Origin of the sequence: Pseudoalteromonas sp. ND6B (assembly GCF_000764215.1) — a bacterium.
Taxonomy (GTDB): Bacteria; Pseudomonadota; Gammaproteobacteria; order Enterobacterales; family Alteromonadaceae; genus Pseudoalteromonas; species Pseudoalteromonas tetraodonis.
The window spans coordinates 312,721-330,336 of record NZ_JQFL01000035.1 but is presented as its reverse complement, the minus strand read 5'-3'; the positions used below and the strand labels follow the sequence as shown (position 1 = coordinate 330,336).

The 17,616-nt window shown below is 40.6% G+C and carries 17 protein-coding genes; 12 read left to right on the top strand and 5 right to left on the bottom strand.

Going from position 1 to position 17,616, the window contains the following annotated elements:
- The first annotated feature begins 214 nt into the window (after positions 1 to 214).
- Positions 215 to 415 carry a hypothetical protein gene (locus tag ND6B_RS0119215; RefSeq protein WP_442960094.1) on the top strand — a complete coding sequence of 67 codons (201 nt, stop codon included), beginning with the start codon at positions 215 to 217 and terminating at the stop codon, positions 413 to 415.
- 27 nt (positions 416 to 442) lie between these two features.
- Entirely contained in the window at positions 443 to 1,039 is a 597-nt protein-coding gene (locus ND6B_RS09495) for a DUF1287 domain-containing protein (protein WP_033103489.1), read from the top strand.
- A 98-nt stretch (positions 1,040 to 1,137) separates the two neighbouring features.
- On the opposite strand, the gene yfaE is transcribed toward ND6B_RS09495, so the two are convergent.
- The 5 genes from yfaE to ubiG form a co-directional block, all read right to left on the bottom strand.
- On the bottom strand, positions 1,138 to 1,410 hold the full coding sequence (yfaE, locus tag ND6B_RS09500) for a class I ribonucleotide reductase maintenance protein YfaE (protein WP_013464872.1): 273 nt from the start codon (positions 1,408 to 1,410) through the stop codon (positions 1,138 to 1,140).
- A complete protein-coding gene (nrdB, locus tag ND6B_RS09505; RefSeq protein WP_013464873.1) occupies positions 1,410 to 2,540 on the bottom strand; it encodes a class Ia ribonucleoside-diphosphate reductase subunit beta in 1,131 nt (376 codons plus the stop codon). The genes yfaE and nrdB overlap by 1 nt, the downstream gene beginning before the upstream one ends.
- Positions 2,541 to 2,613: 73 nt before the next feature.
- On the bottom strand, positions 2,614 to 4,896 hold the full coding sequence (nrdA, locus tag ND6B_RS09510) for a class 1a ribonucleoside-diphosphate reductase subunit alpha (protein WP_013464874.1): 2,283 nt from the start codon (positions 4,894 to 4,896) through the stop codon (positions 2,614 to 2,616).
- A 411-nt stretch (positions 4,897 to 5,307) separates the two neighbouring features.
- Positions 5,308 to 5,988: an HAD family hydrolase gene (locus ND6B_RS09515; RefSeq protein ID WP_033103488.1), complete on the bottom strand. Its 681-nt coding sequence runs from the start codon at positions 5,986 to 5,988 to the stop codon at positions 5,308 to 5,310.
- Positions 5,988 to 6,698 (bottom strand): bifunctional 2-polyprenyl-6-hydroxyphenol methylase/3-demethylubiquinol 3-O-methyltransferase UbiG, encoded by a 711-nt coding sequence (gene ubiG, locus ND6B_RS09520; protein WP_033103487.1) that lies wholly within the window; start codon positions 6,696 to 6,698, stop codon positions 5,988 to 5,990. Before ubiG ends, ND6B_RS09515 begins: the two co-directional genes overlap by 1 nt.
- Before the next feature lie 178 nt (positions 6,699 to 6,876).
- Here ubiG and gyrA point away from each other — a divergent pair, with 178 nt between their 5' ends.
- From gyrA to ND6B_RS09570, 10 genes are all read left to right on the top strand, one after another.
- Positions 6,877 to 9,576 carry a DNA topoisomerase (ATP-hydrolyzing) subunit A gene (gyrA, locus tag ND6B_RS09525; protein ID WP_008465686.1) on the top strand — a complete coding sequence of 900 codons (2,700 nt, stop codon included), beginning with the start codon at positions 6,877 to 6,879 and terminating at the stop codon, positions 9,574 to 9,576.
- 98 nt (positions 9,577 to 9,674) lie between these two features.
- The gene (gene serC, locus ND6B_RS09530) at positions 9,675 to 10,757 is read left to right on the top strand and encodes a 3-phosphoserine/phosphohydroxythreonine transaminase (RefSeq protein ID WP_016899927.1); all 1,083 of its coding nucleotides are present in this window, start codon (positions 9,675 to 9,677) and stop codon (positions 10,755 to 10,757) included.
- Positions 10,757 to 12,034, top strand: a complete 1,278-nt coding sequence (gene aroA, locus ND6B_RS09535) for a 3-phosphoshikimate 1-carboxyvinyltransferase (protein ID WP_033103486.1) — start codon at positions 10,757 to 10,759, stop codon at positions 12,032 to 12,034. The genes serC and aroA overlap by 1 nt, the downstream gene beginning before the upstream one ends.
- Before the next feature lie 107 nt (positions 12,035 to 12,141).
- Positions 12,142 to 12,852: a (d)CMP kinase gene (gene cmk, locus ND6B_RS09540; protein ID WP_016899929.1), complete on the top strand. Its 711-nt coding sequence runs from the start codon at positions 12,142 to 12,144 to the stop codon at positions 12,850 to 12,852.
- A 95-nt stretch (positions 12,853 to 12,947) separates the two neighbouring features.
- Positions 12,948 to 14,615 (top strand): 30S ribosomal protein S1, encoded by a 1,668-nt coding sequence (rpsA, locus tag ND6B_RS09545; RefSeq protein ID WP_002961176.1) that lies wholly within the window; start codon positions 12,948 to 12,950, stop codon positions 14,613 to 14,615.
- A gap of 67 nt (positions 14,616 to 14,682) precedes the next feature.
- The gene (ihfB, locus tag ND6B_RS09550) at positions 14,683 to 14,970 is read left to right on the top strand and encodes an integration host factor subunit beta (RefSeq protein ID WP_008114744.1); all 288 of its coding nucleotides are present in this window, start codon (positions 14,683 to 14,685) and stop codon (positions 14,968 to 14,970) included.
- 21 nt (positions 14,971 to 14,991) lie between these two features.
- On the top strand, positions 14,992 to 15,273 hold the full coding sequence (locus ND6B_RS09555; RefSeq protein ID WP_008114742.1) for a lipopolysaccharide assembly protein LapA domain-containing protein: 282 nt from the start codon (positions 14,992 to 14,994) through the stop codon (positions 15,271 to 15,273).
- Positions 15,274 to 15,275: 2 nt separating this feature from the next.
- Complete coding sequence (gene lapB, locus ND6B_RS09560) at positions 15,276 to 16,412, top strand: lipopolysaccharide assembly protein LapB (protein WP_028835278.1); 1,137 nt, start codon at positions 15,276 to 15,278, stop codon at positions 16,410 to 16,412.
- A 33-nt stretch (positions 16,413 to 16,445) separates the two neighbouring features.
- Positions 16,446 to 17,150, top strand: a complete 705-nt coding sequence (gene pyrF, locus ND6B_RS09565) for an orotidine-5'-phosphate decarboxylase (protein ID WP_016899932.1) — start codon at positions 16,446 to 16,448, stop codon at positions 17,148 to 17,150.
- 90 nt (positions 17,151 to 17,240) lie between these two features.
- Entirely contained in the window at positions 17,241 to 17,615 is a 375-nt protein-coding gene (locus ND6B_RS09570) for a hypothetical protein (RefSeq protein WP_016899933.1), read from the top strand.
- Position 17,616: the final 1 nt, after the last annotated feature.

Sequence of the window (17,616 nt, the reverse complement as noted above, 5' to 3'; positions counted from 1 at the left end):
AGTTGTTTGATTAATGGTGTTAGAACACCGTCTTCGCCAGTAAGACCTTTACCAGCTTGAAGTTCAGCTAATGCTTTGTTGAAGTCGAAAGATTGAGTCATGTGTCACTCCTGTTTTCTTAATAATACTGAAATGACACAGATTTCTAAACACTACCGGGATCACCTATAAAAACACTTATTACATATTACCTCATGTTGCGCGTAATTTAAGAGTGCATTTTCATGAGCTGGCTCATGTCGTTCAATGGCGCGAGCTCGGTGCTCACGCTTTTATTATGCGCTACATCAATGAAATCCAAACCTGTGGTTACAATGATGCTCCGCTTGAAAAAATGGCCTATAAACTTGATGCACACTTTACCAGCAATGGAAATAAATTTAATATTCCTGACTATATTACTCAACAGCTTTAGTTAATAAATATTATAAAAGGAATTTATATGTTGCGCTTTGTGCTCTATTTACTAGCTTTATCTGCCCTTGATGTAAAGGCAGCCGATTTTAATCATGATATTGTCAACGCATTGATACACAGAACAACGCAACAAGTAACTTACGATGGCGCCTATCATAGGCTTGAATACCCTGGTGGCGATGTGCCCGATAATATTGGTGTATGTACCGATGTTATAATTCGATCCTATCGACAGCTTGGTATTGATTTGCAAAAGTTAGTACATGAAGACATGCAGGACAATTTTTTCTCATATCCTTCTAAGCGTATTTGGGGATTAACCAAGCCAGATAAAAACATTGATCATCGACGTGTACCTAACTTACAGGTTTACTTTGAGCGCCATGCACAAGTGTTATCTAAATCGCATAATGCAGCTGATTATAAAACCGGTGACATAGTCACTTGGATGCTGCCAGGCAATTTACCGCACATAGGTATGGTTGTTAATGAAATAGCGCAGAACAGTGGTCACCCGCTTATTGTGCACAATATTGGTCGCGGACCTGAAATGAGCGATATGCTTTTTGCTTATACAATTACGGGTCATTACCGATTTGTACCTGCTGCTTATTCAGAGTAAATAACACGGCTATAATCGCGATTACTCGAGTAATAATTGCAGCAAACAGGTAAGTGAATAAAGCGAGCTGTTTGGCATTATACTGTGTGGTTTGCTAGTTACTTTAAATTAATACTGATATCACCATTGGGCTTACAGCAACACAACAGTATTTCACCATCACGCACAAAGGCTAACGGTTCTTCATTGTAATTGACTTCACCAGAGACAAGCGTAGCACGACACGCACCACAATATCCCTCACGGCACTGGTAAGCAGCATCAATTTTATTCGATTCTAAGCAGTGTAAAAGAGAAGGGCAGCCAGCGGTAAAATCTAAACACTGGCTGTTATCTGCAAGCGTAACACTTGCAGTGGTTCTATCAGTCATTATAAATCAAAGTCACCAAATTCAGCTGCATCAACCTGTGAATCAATTTGACCTACAAGGTATGAGCTAATTTCCGCTTCTTGTGGAGCAACTTGCACGTTATCAGAAACAAGCCATGAGTTGATCCATGGAATCGGATTACTGTTATTATCAAACTGTGCTGGTAAACCAATAGCAGTCATGCGTGCATTGGTAATGTATTCAACATACTGACATAAAATATGTTTATTTAAGCCAATCATTGAACCATCTTTAAACAGGTACTCTGCCCATTCTTTTTCTTGCTCTGCAGCGTCAACAAACATCTTGATTGCTTCTTCACGGCACTGTGCAGCCACGATTGCCATTTCGGGGTCGTCTTTGCCATCTTGCATAATATTTAAAATATGCTGAGTGCCTGAAAGGTGAAGCGCTTCATCACGGGCAATAAGCTTAATAATTTTAGCATTGCCTTCCATTAGCTCACGCTCGGCAAACGCAAATGAACACGCAAAGCTGACATAAAAGCGAATAGCTTCAAGAATGTTCACTGACATCATCGCCAGATACAATTTCTTTTTCAGCTCAAATAAATTAACCACCACGGTTTCACCATTAATATCATGTTTGCCTTCACCGTACAGGTTGTAAAGCGACACTGAGTTAATTAAATCGTCGTAATAAGTGGTTACGGCATCGGCACGTTCACTAATTTTGTCATTGCTAACAATGTCGTCAAAGATGAGTTCAGGCGCTTGGGTTACGTTACGAATAATATGTGTGTATGAGCGACTGTGAATGGTTTCACTAAACGCCCATGTTTCAATCCATGTTTCAAGCTCAGGAATTGACACAATTGGCAATAGTGCAACGTTAGGCGAACGGCCTTGAACACTATCAAGCAAAGTTTGGTATTTTAAGTTACTTAAAAAGATATGCTTTTCGTGGTCAGGAAGTGCTTGAAAGTCTAAACGATCTTTACTTACGTCTACTTCTTCAGGACGCCAAAAGAAAGACAATTGTTTTTCAATCAGCTTTTCAAAAATAGGGTATTTTTGTTGATCGTAACGTGACACGTTAACGGTTTGACCAAAAAACATTGGCTCTTGCATTTGGTTATTATGATTTCTGCTAAAAGTAGTATAAGACATGTTTATCACTCAAAAAACTATCACTAAAACTATCAGGACAAAGCGGGCAAGGCGCCCGCTTTAAGTTTAACTATTAAATTTTACACGCGCCGCCTGCACAATCATCATCTTCCACTTCTGGAGCGTCTTCTTGTGCATCTGATGCGCCATCACGGGTGTTATGGTAGTACAGCGTTTTAACACCTAGCTTGTAGGCACCAAGTAAGTCTTTTAGTAAGACTTTCATAGGTACTCTACCGCCTTCGTATTTATTTGGATCATAATTAGTATTTGCTGAAATCGTTTGGTCGATAAATTTCTGCATTATGCCCACTAATTGTAAGTAACCATCGTTAGATGGGATATCCCACAGTAACTCATAGCTATCTTTAAGGCGTTCATACTCAGGGACAACTTGCTTTAAAATACCGTCTTTACTTGCTTTAACACTAATATGGCCACGCGGTGGCTCAATGCCATTGGTTGCATTAGATATTTGCGATGATGTTTCTGAGGGCATTAATGCGCTCAGTGTTGAGTTACGCATACCGTGCTCTTTAATACTGGCACGTAACGCGTCCCAATCAAGATGAAGTGGTTCATCACAAATTTTATCTAAATCACGTTTGTACGTATCGGTTGGCATAATACCTTGTGAGTACGTTGTTTCGTTAAATTTAGGACAGGCACCACGCTCTTTTGCCAGCTCATTAGATGCTTTCATTAGGTAGTACTGAATCGCTTCAAATGTTCTGTGCGTGAGTGCATTTGCGCTGCCATCTGAATAACGCTTACCGTTTTTAGCTAGGTAGTATGCGTAGTTAATAACGCCTATGCCTAGCGTACGACGTCCCATGGTTGCATTTTTAGCTGCAGGTACAGGGTAGTCTTGGAAATCAAGTAGGTTATCAAGTGCGCGTACTGCAAGCTCTGCTAACTCTTCTAGTTCATCTAAAGACTCAATGGCACCTAAGTTAAACGCAGATAATGTACAAAGTGCAATTTCACCTTCTTCATCATTCACGTTGCTAAGAGGCTTAGTCGGTAACGCAATTTCTAAACATAAGTTAGATTGACGGATTGGAGCCACTTTTGAGATAAACGGACTGTGTGTATTACAGTGGTCTACGTTCTGTAAATAAATACGACCCGTGCTAGCACGTTCTTGAGCAAACATAGAGAACAGCTCAATTGCTTTAATTCGTTTTTTACGAATTGACTCGTCTTGCTCATATTTTACATATAGCGCGTCAAACTCGTCTTGGTCTTCAAAAAATGCATCGTAAAGGCCAGGCACATCAGATGGGCTGAATAACGTGATGTAATCATCTTTAATTAAACGTGAGTACATGAGTTTATTAAACTGTACGCCGTAATCTAAGTGACGTACGCGGTTATCATCAACACCACGGTTGTTTTTAAGTACTAATAAGTTTTCAACTTCTAAATGCCAAAGCGGGTAGAAAAGGGTTGCTGCGCCACCACGTACACCGCCTTGCGAACAGCTTTTAACCGCTGTTTGAAAGTGCTTATAAAACGGAATACAGCCAGTGTGATACGCTTCACCGTTACGAATAGGGCTACCTAGTGCACGAATACGACCTGCATTAATACCAATACCAGCACGTTGAGAAACGTATTTAACAATCGCTGATGATGTAGCGTTAATTGAGTCTAAGCTATCGCCACATTCAATAAGTACACATGAGCTAAACTGACGCGTTGGCGTACGTACACCCGACATAATTGGCGTAGGTAAAGAAATTTTAAATAATGAAACCGCATCATAAAAACGTTTAATGTAATCAATGCGCGTGTCACGAGGGTAATCAGAGAATAAGCTTGCGGCCACTAAAATATATAAAAACTGCGCGCTTTCATAAATCTCACCCGTTACACGGTTTTGGACAAGGTATTTACCTTCAAGTTGCTTTACCGCTGCGTAGCTAAAGTTAAGATCGCGAGAATGATCTAAGTACGCATCTAGCTCATCTAATTCTTGCTCTGTGTAATCAACGAGTAAATGTGCATCGTAGCGTTTTTGTTCAACCATGTTAGTAACATGGTCAAAAAGACGCGGTGGCTCAAACTGGCCATAGGCTTTTTTACGTAAATGGAATACAGCTAAACGAGCAGCAAGGTACTGATAATCAGGCGATTCTTTAGAAATCTGATCCGCAGCGGCTTTAATAATCGTTTCGTGGATGTCTTTAGTACGAATACCGTCATAAAATTGAATATGCGATTTAAGTTCAACTTGTGAAACCGAAACGTTATTTAAACCTTCGGCGGCCCATTCAATAACGCGATGGATCTTATCAAGATCGAGTGGCTCTTTACGACCGTCACGTTTGCTTACAGATAACTGTTGGTTCATAGCTTTGCCTGTATTCCTTGGGAATTAAATATTTTTGACCAATGCGTGCACCTAAAAAAGCACAGTGCCTATTCGTTTATTGTTATTTTCACCGGTTTAGTGAATTTAATTGAATAACATTTAGCCACAATATCTGGTGTTGTTCAAATTAGAGATCACAAGATAGTGTGGTCTGGGATCTTTTGCAAGGGACAGAAACCGCTCTCATTGTGGATAACGTTGGGATAACGCAATTGTGTTAGTAGGCATTAACCTTTGATCATTCGGTTAAGTTGAAATTTGTAAAAATCAACTAAGGAAAGATTAAATTTACGCTTTTTAAAAATAAATTTTGTCTGCTTTTTTTATCATCAAGCTTTGCGTAAAAACTAACACAATCACAATATGTAGTGTTTATTAATTAACATGACACTATATGTGGTTAAATGCATCTATGGGACTGTGCCAATTAAAATCCGCATTCCAAGCCAATGCCTCGTCAACACTCGGTACATATCCCCATAGTGCGGTTGCGGTGTGCATATTGGCTGCTTTACCTGCTTGAATGTCACGCTGCGCATCACCTATATATAAGCAACGCGAACGATCTACACTCATTTGCTCAGCGCAATACAGTAAAGGAAGGGGTGAGGGCTTAGATTCAGCTAAGGTATCACCGCTTATCACAATACGTGCATTTTTTAATGCAGGAATCGCCTTGACTAAAGGATCAGTTAAAAATCCGGGCTTATTAGTCATAATTCCCCAGGGTATTGCTTTGTTATCAAGTGCGATTAATAATTGCTCTATTCCTACAAAACATCGAGTATGGGTGGCAATATTGGCAGCATATTGCGTGACTAGCTCATGTAAAAGTTGATCTTGCGGCTGTTGTGCCCAGCTTTCTTTAAAACCAGCAGCCAATAAAGCGGCAGCACCGTTTGAAGCCGCGGGGCGATATATATCACTGCCCACTTGGGGTTGTTGATGATTTTGCAGCACGGTGTTTAGTGCGGCGCCTAAATCATCAGCGGTATCGAGTAAAGTGCCATCTAAGTCAAACAGCAATGCTTGATATTCCATTGGGGCAATGGGGGGTTGAGAGCTTGCCATTACACTAACTTCTCAAAATGCAGCATATAATTTACGCTTACATCATCATTCATTGTGTATTGCTTAGAAAGCGGGTTGTAACTTAAACCAGCACTGGCACGTACTTTTAAGCCAGCTTGCTCTGCCCATGCAATTAATTGTGCAGGTTTAATAAACTTTTTATGGTCGTGCGTACCCTCTGGGACCATTTTTAACAGTTTTTCGGCACCGACAATAGCGTATAAGTAAGCTTTTGGGGTTTTATTAAGAGTAGAGAAAAAAACATCAGCGCCTGGTTTTGCCAATTTAGCCACCGCATGAATAATAGAAGCAGGGTCGGGGACGTGCTCTAACATTTCCATACAAGTGATCACATCAAAGCGCTCAGGGTGCTCATCTGCAAACTGCTCTGCAGGTACTTTTATATACTCAACGGGGACACTTGTTTCTAAGCTGTGTAACTTGGCGACAGTTAAAGGCTCTTGCCCCATATCGATGCCTGTTACGTTTGCGCCCATTCGCGCCATGCTGTGACTTAAAATGCCACCACCACATCCTACATCGAGGGTTTCTTTATCAAATAATCCTTTGGTTTTGTCTGCGATGAAATCTAATCGTAATGGATTAATTTCGTGAAGCGGCTTAAATTCGCCTTCTAAATCCCACCAACGTTCTGCGATGGCTTCAAACTTTGCTATTTCTGCGTTATCTACATTTTGATGTTCGGTCATAAAATACTTCCTCGTCAATCTGAGGCCATTATATAGGCCTAAATTGATAAATCGCAAAGTTTTGCGCCTGTAAATTAAAATTAATTGTGATAGCATGGTTACTTAGAAATAATAACAAACACTCTTAATACCTAATACTGGGTTGTTAAGAGCTGATACTGAAGGAATGTGATATCAAATGACTGATCTCGCCAATGAAATTCTGCCAGTCAATATTGAAGACGAGTTAAAAAACTCCTACTTAGATTACGCTATGAGTGTAATTGTAGGACGTGCATTACCAGACGTGCGTGACGGTTTAAAACCTGTTCACCGTCGCGTTTTGTTTGCAATGAACGAGCTTAGTAATGACTGGAACAAGCCTTACAAAAAATCGGCCCGTGTGGTCGGTGACGTAATCGGTAAATACCACCCACACGGCGACAGTGCAGTTTATGACACCATCGTACGTATGGCTCAGCCATTCTCACTGCGTTACATGCTAGTAGATGGTCAGGGTAACTTTGGTTCGGTTGATGGTGATTCAGCAGCGGCAATGCGTTATACAGAAGTACGTATGGCAAAAATGTCGCACGAATTATTAGCCGATCTTGAAAAAGAAACGGTTGATTTTGTGCCTAACTACGATGGCACAGAGCAAATTCCTGATGTGTTACCCACTAAAATACCTAACCTGTTAGTTAATGGTTCATCGGGTATTGCGGTTGGTATGGCAACAAATATTCCGCCACATAACTTAACAGAAGTCGTGAATGGCTGTTTAGCGCTTATTCAAAACCCTGAATTGACCATTACTGAGTTAATGGATTACATTCCTGGGCCTGATTTCCCAACTGCGGCGATTATTAACGGTAAAAAAGGCATTGAACAAGCTTATCAAACCGGTCGTGGTAAAGTGTACATGCGTGCGCGTGCTGACATCGAAACCGATGAAAAGACGGGTCGCGAAACCATTATTGTTCATGAAATCCCTTACCAAGTTAACAAAGCACGTTTGATTGAAAAAATCGCCGAGCTAGTTAAAGATAAAAAAATTGAAGGGATCAGTGCATTACGTGATGAATCAGATAAAGACGGTATGCGTATCGTTATCGAGATCAAACGTGGTGACGTAGGTGAAGTTATTTTAAACAACCTTTATTCACAAACTCAGTTACAAACTGTGTTTGGTATGAATATGGTTGCGTTAATTAATAACCAACCTAAGTGTTTCAACTTAAAAGAAATGCTTGAAGAATTTATTATTCACCGTCGTGAAGTTGTTACCCGTCGTACGGTATTTGATTTACGCAAAGCCCGCGACCGTGCGCATACGCTAGAAGGTTTAGCGATTGCACTGGCTAACATTGACCCAATTATCGAACTTATTCGTAAGTCGCCAACACCTGCTGAAGCAAAAGTTGCATTAACAGCGCGTCCATGGGAATTAGGTAATGTTAAAGCCATGCTTGATAAAGCAGGCGAAGACAACGTGGCACGCCCAGATTGGTTAGCAAGCGAGCTTGGTATTCGTGATGGTCAGTACTATATTTCTGAGCAACAAGCTCAAGCAATATTAGACTTACGTTTACACAAACTTACTGGTCTTGAACACGAAAAAATTCTTACCGAATATCAATCATTACTTGAGTTGATTGCCGAGTTATTATTCATTTTGGCAAATCCAGAGCGTTTAATGGAAGTTATTCGTGATGAGCTCGTTGAAATTAAAGAGCAATATGGTGATGAGCGCCGCACTGAAATAAATGCTGCAGCACACGATATAAGCCTTGAAGATTTAATCAACGAAGAAAACGTAGTTGTTACGCTTTCACATGAAGGGTACGTTAAGTATCAAGCATTAACTGATTACGAAGCGCAGCGTCGTGGTGGTAAAGGTAAATCAGCAACTAAGATGAAAGATGAAGATTTCATTGAACGTTTATTGGTTGCCAATACGCACGATACTATTCTTTGTTTCTCTACAGCGGGTCGTTTATATTGGCTTAAAGTATACCAGTTGCCACTTGCCAGTCGTGCAGCGCGCGGTAAGCCAATTGTTAACTTATTACCACTTGAAGCAGATGAACGTATTACTGCAATCCTGCCAGTACGCGATTATGAAGATGATAAATACATCTTTATGGCGACGGCGTTCGGTACGGTTAAGAAGACGCCATTAACGGCATACAGTCGTCAACGTGCAAGCGGAATCATTGCGGTTAACTTAAACGAAGGTGATAGCTTAATCGGTGTTGATATTACCGATGGCAGCAACGAAATTATGTTGTTCACTGATGCGGGTAAAGTTGTTCGCTTTAAAGAGGCTGAAGAAACAGCTGTTGTTGATGAAAATGGTAACCCTGTTCTTGATGAAGAAGGTAAGCCTGAAATCCGTTTCAAAGGCGTACGTCCTATGGGCCGTACTGCAACGGGTGTTCGTGGTATTAAGATGCCAGACGATCAGCGTGTTGTATCACTTATTGTACCAAAGAATGATGGTGCAATATTAACAGTGACAGAAAATGGTTACGGCAAGCGTACTCAACTTGAAGATTACCCATCTAAGAGTCGTGCAACACAAGGTGTTGTATCAATCAAAGTGAGTGAGCGTAACGGTGCTGTTGTTGGTGCTGTACAGGTTGATGACAACGACGAAATAATGATTATTTCGAATCGTGGTACCTTAGTACGTACTCGCGTTAATGAAGTTTCTACGGTTGGACGTAACACCCAAGGTGTTATTTTGATCAGAACTATTGACGAAGAGCAAGTAGTTGGTTTACAACGTATAGAAGAGATTGAAGTGACTGAAAGTGACTTGGTTGATATCGAAGACGTTGAAACAGTAGATACAGTTATTGATGAAGTGGCGGATGACAATCCACCTTCAGAATAATTAGATTGAAAAAAGCGGCCTTGGCCGCTTTTTTTATGTAGTTGAAAAAAATTAAATTAGTTTAATTCAAGTTAAATTACTGGAATGAGGAAAAGGTAATGAGTATATATAATTTTTGTGCAGGCCCTGCAATGTTACCACCGGCAGTTATGCAAAAAGCGCAAAAAGAGTTTTTAAACTGGCAAGGTCTTGGTGTATCGGTGATGGAAATAAGTCATCGTAGTCATGAATTTTTAGCATTAACCGCTAAATGTGAAGCCAGCCTGCGTCGTTTAATGAATATAAGTGACGAGTTTGAAGTGCTATTTATGCACGGTGGTGGTCGAGGTCAATTCAGTGCCGTACCTTTAAACCTTCATGTTAACGGTAAAAAAGCAGTTTATTGTGAAAATGGCGTTTGGTCAAAAAGTGCAACCAGCGAAGCCGATAAGTTTACAAATACACACGCTGTTGATGTGCGCAATGATGATAACGGCCTGTTTTCTATTAAGCAGGTAGCCGATTGGGTTTTACCTGCTGATGCGTCTTACATTCACTATTGCCCGAATGAAACCGTAGACGGCCTTGAAATATTTGACGTACCCAGTCATCCAACGGCGCCGATTGTGGCCGATATGTCATCGACTATTTTATCGCGCGAAATTGACGTTAATAAATTTGATTTAATCTACGCGGGTGCACAAAAAAATATCGGTCCATCGGGCATTGCTATTGTGATTGTTCGCAAAACGCTACTTGAGCGTGAAGGGCTCGCCAAGCCGGGTATTTTAGATTACGCCCTTGAGGCAAAACAAGGCAGCATGTTTAACACCCCACCAACCTTTGCTTGGTATTTAGCGGCGGAAGTATTTGCATGGCTTGAGCAAACCGGGGGTGTAAAAGCCATGGAAGCACATAATATTGCCAAAGCGCAGCTGCTTTATGATTTTATTGATGGTTCAGATTTTTATACCAATAAAGTAGCGAAGCATTGCCGTTCACGTATGAATGTGCCTTTTTGGCTGGTTGATGAAAGCTTAAATGATAAGTTTGTTAAAGAGTCAAAAGAAGCGGGCTTGTTAGCGCTTGAAGGTCATCGTATTGTTGGCGGGATGCGCGCCAGTATTTATAACGCGATGCCATTGGAAGGCGTACAAGCCCTAGTTGACTTTATGGCTAACTTCGCCAAGGAGAATAGTTAATGGAGCAACTTTTCTTAGCCCCTATTTCACAAGTGAATGGCAGTGTGACATTACCGGGCTCAAAGAGTTTATCAAACCGAATTTTATTATTAGCAGCATTATCTAACGGCACCACGGTTGTTGAAAACTTACTCGATAGCGACGATATTCGCCATATGTTGGGTGCGTTAAAGCACTTAGGCGTTAATGTAACGCTTAATACTGAGCGCACCGTAGCGACCGTAGAGGGCGTGAGTGGCGTGTTTAATACGCCAACTGAGCCGTTGTTTTTAGGTAATGCAGGTACAGCGTATCGGCCATTAACGGCAGTACTGAGTGCGATTGCTGGTGAGTATGAGTTAATTGGTGAGCCGCGCATGGAAGAGCGCCCTATAGGGCATTTAGTTGATGCTTTACAAGCGCTCGGGGGTGATGTTAGTTATTTAAAAAATAAAGATTACCCGCCACTTAAAATTATCGGTGGGCAAATAGCCGGCGGTGAAGTCGAAATTGACGGCAGTATTTCAAGTCAATTTTTAACGGCGCTGCTTATGGCTGCGCCGTTATTTAAAGGCGATACACACATTAAAATTAAAGGCACCTTAGTCTCTAAGCCTTATATTGATATTACTCTGGATGTGATGGCGCGCTTTGGTGTAACTGTTGAGCATGATAATTACACCACGTTCTTCGTTAAAGGTGCTCAGCAATACCAAGCGGTTGAGCGCATAATGGTTGAAGGTGATGCTTCATCGGCTTCTTATTTTATTGCTGCTGCAGCAATTGCCGGTGGCGAAATAGAAATTAAAGGCGTTGGCGCTAAATCAGTTCAAGGTGATATTGGCTTTGCTAAAGTGATGGAGCAGGTTGGTGCCAAAATTGATTGGTATGACGAGCATTTAGTTGTTCGTAAAGGCGAGCTTAACGGTATCGATATAGATGCTAATGCGATACCTGATGCTGCAATGACCCTGGCGACTGTTGCCTTGTTTGCTAAAGGGCCAACCGCTATTCGTAATATTTATAACTGGCGGGTAAAAGAAACTGACCGTTTACATGCAATGGCCACCGAGCTTAGAAAAGTAGGGGCTGAAGTGGTTGAAGGGCACGACTTTATTGAGATCACACCGCCAAAGCAATTTAATAATGTGGCTGTAGATACCTACGACGATCACCGTATTGCCATGTGCTTTGCAATGGTAGCGGTAGGGGGTAAGCCCATAACGATTAACGATCCGGCCTGTACTTATAAGACATTCCCAACATTTTTCAAAGTGTTAGCATCTGTCAGTAAATAGGCTATTTATAAGTATTTATAAAAAGTTACATACTAAAAGCGGATAATCTTTATTAATTGGCGTATAATGTGGCGGTTTATTTTGGTGTGCATTGAAGGAGGTTTTAAATGCCGGCGTTATTAATGCCCGTAATCACCGTAGATGGCCCAAGTGGTTCTGGTAAAGGAACTGTTTGTCGCCTATTGGCTGAAAAATTAGGCTGGGATGTGTTAGATAGCGGAGCAATTTATCGCGTACTATCACTTGCAGCACTTCATCACCAAATTGCGTTAGATAACGAAGAAGCACTTGTCCCACTAGCTGCAAATCTTGATGTGCAGTTTTTGATAGACAGTGACACTAATGCAGGAAAGATTATTTTAGAAGGCGAAGATGTTACAACCACTATTCGAAATGAAGAAGTGGGTGCTGCAGCGTCGAAAGTGGCCGCATTGCCGCGTGTTCGAGAAGCGTTGCTTCGCCGCCAGCGTGCGTTTAGAACAGAAAACGGTTTAATTGCCGATGGCCGCGATATGGGCACTGTGGTATTTCCAGATGCGCCATTAAAGATATTTCTAACCGCAAGTGCAGAAGAACGTGCTCGCAGACGTTTTGTTGAGTTGAATGAGCGCGGGCTTGATGTTACACTAAGTGGTCTATTACAGGACATTCAAGCACGTGATGATCGCGATATGAATCGCGCCGTTGCGCCGCTTGTACCTGCAGAGGATGCGATTGAGCTTGATACTAGCGAACTCAACGCACAGCAAGTCTTTGATAAAGTTATAACTTTATTAGATGCGAGCATCTCAGAAGGTAAGCTTCCTAAACGAAGCTAAATACATTTTATGCACCAGCAGGATGCCAGTGCTATTTTAACAACCCCATGCAGCATGGTTGCTTATTGGTATTAATATATGAGACGTATATTCGTATGTCAGAAAATTTTGCGCAGTTATTTGAAGAAAGCTTAAAGGGTTTTGAAGCAGAGCAAGGCTCTATCGTTAAAGGTACAGTAATCTCAATCGAGAACAACATTGTACTTGTAGATGCTGGTCTTAAATCAGAAAGTGCTATCCCTGCAGAGCAGTTCAAAAATGCTGCTGGTGAACTAGAAGTTGCTGTTGGCGACGAAGTAGATGTTGCACTAGATGCAATCGAAGACGGTTTTGGTGAAACTATCCTTTCTCGTGAGAAAGCGAAGCGTCACGAAGCGTGGATCCGTCTTGAGAAAGCATGTGAAGAGCAAGAGACTGTTACTGGTGTTATCAACGGTAAAGTTAAAGGCGGTTTCACTGTTGAAGTTGATTCAATCCGTGCTTTCCTACCTGGTTCACTTGTTGATGTTCGTCCAGTACGTGACACAACTCACCTTGAAGGCAAAGAGCTTGAATTTAAAGTAATCAAGCTTGATCAAAAACGTAACAACGTTGTTGTTTCACGTCGTGCAGTTATCGAATCAGAAAACTCACAAGAACGTGAAGAGCTTCTTGCTAACCTTGTTGAAGGTCAAGAAGTTAAAGGTATCGTTAAGAACCTTACTGACTACGGTGCATTCGTTGACCTTGGTGGTGTTGATGGTCTACTACACATTACTGATATGGCGTGGAAGCGTGTTAAGCACCCTTCAGAAATCGTTAATGTTGGCGACGAAATCGCAGTTAAAGTTCTTAAATTCGACAAAGATAAAACTCGTGTATCTCTAGGCCTTAAACAGCTTGGCGAAGATCCATGGGCAGCTATCGCTGGTCGTTACCCAGAAGGTTCTAAACTTTCTGGCCGTGTAACTAACCTTACTGATTACGGTTGCTTCGTAGAAATCGAAGAAGGCGTTGAAGGTCTAGTACACGTTTCTGAAATGGATTGGACTAACAAGAACATCCACCCTTCAAAAGTTGTATCATTAGGTGACACTGTTGAAGTTATGGTTCTTGAAATCGACGAAGAACGTCGTCGTATTTCTCTTGGTCTTAAGCAATGTATTGCTAATCCTTGGCAGGAATTTGCTCGTCTACAAAACAAAGGCGACCAAGTTACTGGTAAGATCAAATCAATCACTGACTTCGGTATCTTTATCGGTCTTGACGGTGGTATTGATGGTCTTGTACACCTTTCAGACATTTCTTGGAATACACCTGGCGAAGAAGCTGTACGTGAATTCAAGAAAGGCGACGAAATCACTGCTATCGTATTGCAAGTTGACCCAGAGCGTGAACGTATCTCTCTAGGTGTTAAGCAAATCGAAGCTGACCCATTCAATAACTACCTTGATGCAAACAAAAAAGGTGCTATTGTTAAAGGTAAAGTGACTGAAGTTGATGCGAAAGGCGCAACTGTTGAACTTATCGAAGGCGTTGAAGGTTACATCCGTGTAGCTGATATCGCTCAAGAGCGCGTTGAAGATGCAACTACTGTTGTTTCTGTAGGCGACGAGATTGAAGTTAAATACGTTGGTGTTGATCGTAAGAACCGCACTTTAAGCTTATCTGTTAAAGCTCTTTTCGAAGCAGAAGAGAAAGAAGTACTAGAGAAGCTTAAGAAAGAAGAGCCAGTGTTTGAAAACGCAATGGCAGCTGCTTTCGCAAATGCACAAAAAGACTAATTAATTATAGTCTTTTAATTGGAAGGGCAGTTTATGCCCTTCCACTATTTCTTTTTAAGGAAACGCTATGACTAAGTCAGAACTGATAGAAACACTTGCTGAACAACATTCACATATTCCTGTGAAAGATGTTGAGAACGCTGTTAAAGAAATTCTTGAACAAATGGCCGGCTCATTATCTTCTTCAGATCGTATTGAGATCCGAGGTTTTGGAAGTTTCTCTTTGCATTACCGTGCGCCTCGTACAGGCCGTAACCCTAAAACAGGTGAAACTGTAGAGTTAGATGGTAAGCATGTACCTCATTTTAAACCAGGCAAAGAACTACGTGACCGTGTAAACGAGAGCATTGCTTAGTAAACTTATTGGAGTAGTTACTTGTTCAAGGTATTAAAAATTATTCTGGCGGCACTTTTTTTAATTGGTGCATTTGTATTGGGTTCTCAAAACCCACAATTAACACAAATTAACTACATAATAGCCAGTAATACATTACCTTTAGCCGTTATAATAAGTATCTGCTTTTTGCTAGGTGTTGTAGTGGGTTGTTTTGTGAGTTTTAAATTGTTCACGCAATTAAAGTGGCAAAATTACCGTTTAAAAAAGCAATTAACGCCTGAAAAAGATAATAAAAAGCGTATTGCCAACAAAGACACCTAATTATGATTGAGCTGTTGTTTTTACTGCTTCCCGTTGCTGCCGGTTATGGTTGGATCATGGGGAAAAACAGTGCAAAAAATCAGGCTCATCAGTTTAATCGTCAAATTACTTCTGAATACAGTAAAGGCTTAAAGTTTTTACTGGACAGAGAAGAAGATCAGGGGCTTGAGCATTTAATTAATTTGCTCGAAGTAGCTGCTGACTCTGTTGAACATTATTCTACTTTAGCCACCATGTTTCGCCGCCGTGGTGAGCTTGACCGCGCAATAAAAATTCACGAACTACTGCTAAAACACCCAAGTCTTAACGAAAAACAAGCCGCTAATAGCCGTTTAGAACTAGCCGAAGATTATATTATGGCTGGCTTATTAGACAGCGCAGAAGAACATTTAATATGGCTGGTAAAAAATAGCCATGCAGATGCACTCGATCCTATTATTTCTTTATATTCACAAACCCGTGAATGGCAAAAAGGCATTAATATGTTTGAAGCGCATACTGAGCTTTTTTCAAAAGAACAACACTTTAAAGCCATCGCTAATTTTTACTGTGAGCATGCCATTGCCAGTAATAACCCACAACTTATGCGCAAAGCCATTAGCTTAAACTTTAAAACAATTAGGCCTTTATATGAGCTTGGACTGTCAGCTTACACCAAAGAAGATTACGTAAAAGCAATTTACTATTGGCGAGAATTAATCTGCCAATTTACTTTTTTTGCGCCATTGTTTATTGAAAAGTTAGCTCACAGCTATAAGCAATTAAAATTAACTCACCAATTCCATGAACTCATTACTGAGTTACTAGAAAAGGGTGGGGTGATGATAAAAATACAGCATTGCCAAGCCTTGCTTGAGCAAGGACACACTGAACAAGCCTTTGAATTTTTAACTGATAATTTAAAACGTCAACCCACTATTCGTGGCTTTAGTTTTTTATTACAGTTAATGAGTACAGAAAATAAAAATACAAAAGATGTGCTTAATCAAATCGATAAACTTGTTACTTCGTACATTGCCACTAAACCTGACTTTCAATGTCAGCATTGTGGCTTTACTAGCTACACCATTTATTGGAATTGCCCTTCATGTAAACACTGGGAAACCATTGTGCCTAGCAGAGGCTTAGACGGATTTTAATCTTTATACTTTTCGCTCACTAGTAGGATAGTTATGTCTTTCGAAAAATCAAAAAAAATTCTTATCGCGCTTGATTATGATGATCAGCAAACTGCTTTAGCATTTGTAAAACAGTTATCACCAGATACCTGTCGATTAAAAGTGGGCAAAGAAATGTTTACTTATTTTGGACCTGCATTTGTTAAAGAATTGGTCGATTTAGGTTTTGATGTATTTTTAGATTTAAAGTTTCACGATATTCCAAACACCGTTGCTAAAGCGGTGACTGCTGCGGCTAAAATGGGTGTATGGATGGTCAATGTACATGCATCGGGCGGTTATGAAATGATGCATAAAGCTAAACAAGCCCTTGAGCAGTTTGGCGACAAAGCGCCATTACTGATTGCGGTAACTGTATTAACCAGCATGGACGAAGCTGAACTTGAGCGTTTAGGTATAACTAAATCACCCCAAGAGCAAGTTATGCATTTAGCTAAATTAACAAAGCAAGCAGGACTTGACGGTGTTGTTTGTTCCGCGCAAGAAGCGCAAAGTTTAAAGGCTGCTTTAGGGAAAGAGTTTAAATTAGTTACGCCAGGTATTCGCCCAGCGGGAAGTGATGCAGGCGATCAAAAACGTATTATGACACCTAAAGAAGCGATTGAAGCGGGTAGTGACTATTTAGTGATTGGGCGTCCGATTACTCAGGCACAAAATCCTGTAAAAGTACTAAATGATGTAAATGAATCAATAGCTTAAATTAAAAATTAGCATAATTGAGAGCAGTTCCTTACAACTGCTTTTCTTTGTGCTACATTTAAATTATGGGTGTGCAGTGAGGGATTTGCTTTGCGTATAATAATATTTTTAGTTGTAATTATCATTAGTGGCTTTGCTGTAAATAAATATGTTTTTTCAACTAAAATGTATGATGATGTTTCAAACGTTACTGACTTGGTATCTGGTTACCCCGTTGATTTATTCAAGTTTAAAAAAATTGCTCAAAATTATGCCCAGCATCTGTGTTACACCAATGAAGGTGTGTTAGCAGGAATAGATGTTAGCAGCAGAGACTGTGTTGCGACACATGATGAAATGCAAAATGAGTGTACAGAAAAAGTTTTTAGGCTAGCGCCGTTAAATCTAGATTCTAAAAAAGAATTAATTGAATACTCAAATGAATATTCTCGCTGTACCTTACCTTATAAAAATATTAGGTTATAAA

Coding starts and splice junctions, on each gene's coding strand:
- ND6B_RS09495 (WP_033103489.1), top strand. CDS start 443: ATGTTGCGCTTTGTGCTCTATTTACTAGCTTTATCTGCCCTTGATGTA.
- yfaE (WP_013464872.1), bottom strand. CDS start 1,410: ATGACTGATAGAACCACTGCAAGTGTTACGCTTGCAGATAACAGCCAG.
- nrdB (WP_013464873.1), bottom strand. CDS start 2,540: ATGTCTTATACTACTTTTAGCAGAAATCATAATAACCAAATGCAAGAG.
- nrdA (WP_013464874.1), bottom strand. CDS start 4,896: ATGAACCAACAGTTATCTGTAAGCAAACGTGACGGTCGTAAAGAGCCA.
- ND6B_RS09515 (WP_033103488.1), bottom strand. CDS start 5,988: ATGGCAAGCTCTCAACCCCCCATTGCCCCAATGGAATATCAAGCATTG.
- ubiG (WP_033103487.1), bottom strand. CDS start 6,698: ATGACCGAACATCAAAATGTAGATAACGCAGAAATAGCAAAGTTTGAA.
- gyrA (WP_008465686.1), top strand. CDS start 6,877: ATGACTGATCTCGCCAATGAAATTCTGCCAGTCAATATTGAAGACGAG.
- serC (WP_016899927.1), top strand. CDS start 9,675: ATGAGTATATATAATTTTTGTGCAGGCCCTGCAATGTTACCACCGGCA.
- aroA (WP_033103486.1), top strand. CDS start 10,757: ATGGAGCAACTTTTCTTAGCCCCTATTTCACAAGTGAATGGCAGTGTG.
- cmk (WP_016899929.1), top strand. CDS start 12,142: ATGCCGGCGTTATTAATGCCCGTAATCACCGTAGATGGCCCAAGTGGT.
- rpsA (WP_002961176.1), top strand. CDS start 12,948: ATGTCAGAAAATTTTGCGCAGTTATTTGAAGAAAGCTTAAAGGGTTTT.
- ihfB (WP_008114744.1), top strand. CDS start 14,683: ATGACTAAGTCAGAACTGATAGAAACACTTGCTGAACAACATTCACAT.
- lapB (WP_028835278.1), top strand. CDS start 15,276: ATGATTGAGCTGTTGTTTTTACTGCTTCCCGTTGCTGCCGGTTATGGT.
- pyrF (WP_016899932.1), top strand. CDS start 16,446: ATGTCTTTCGAAAAATCAAAAAAAATTCTTATCGCGCTTGATTATGAT.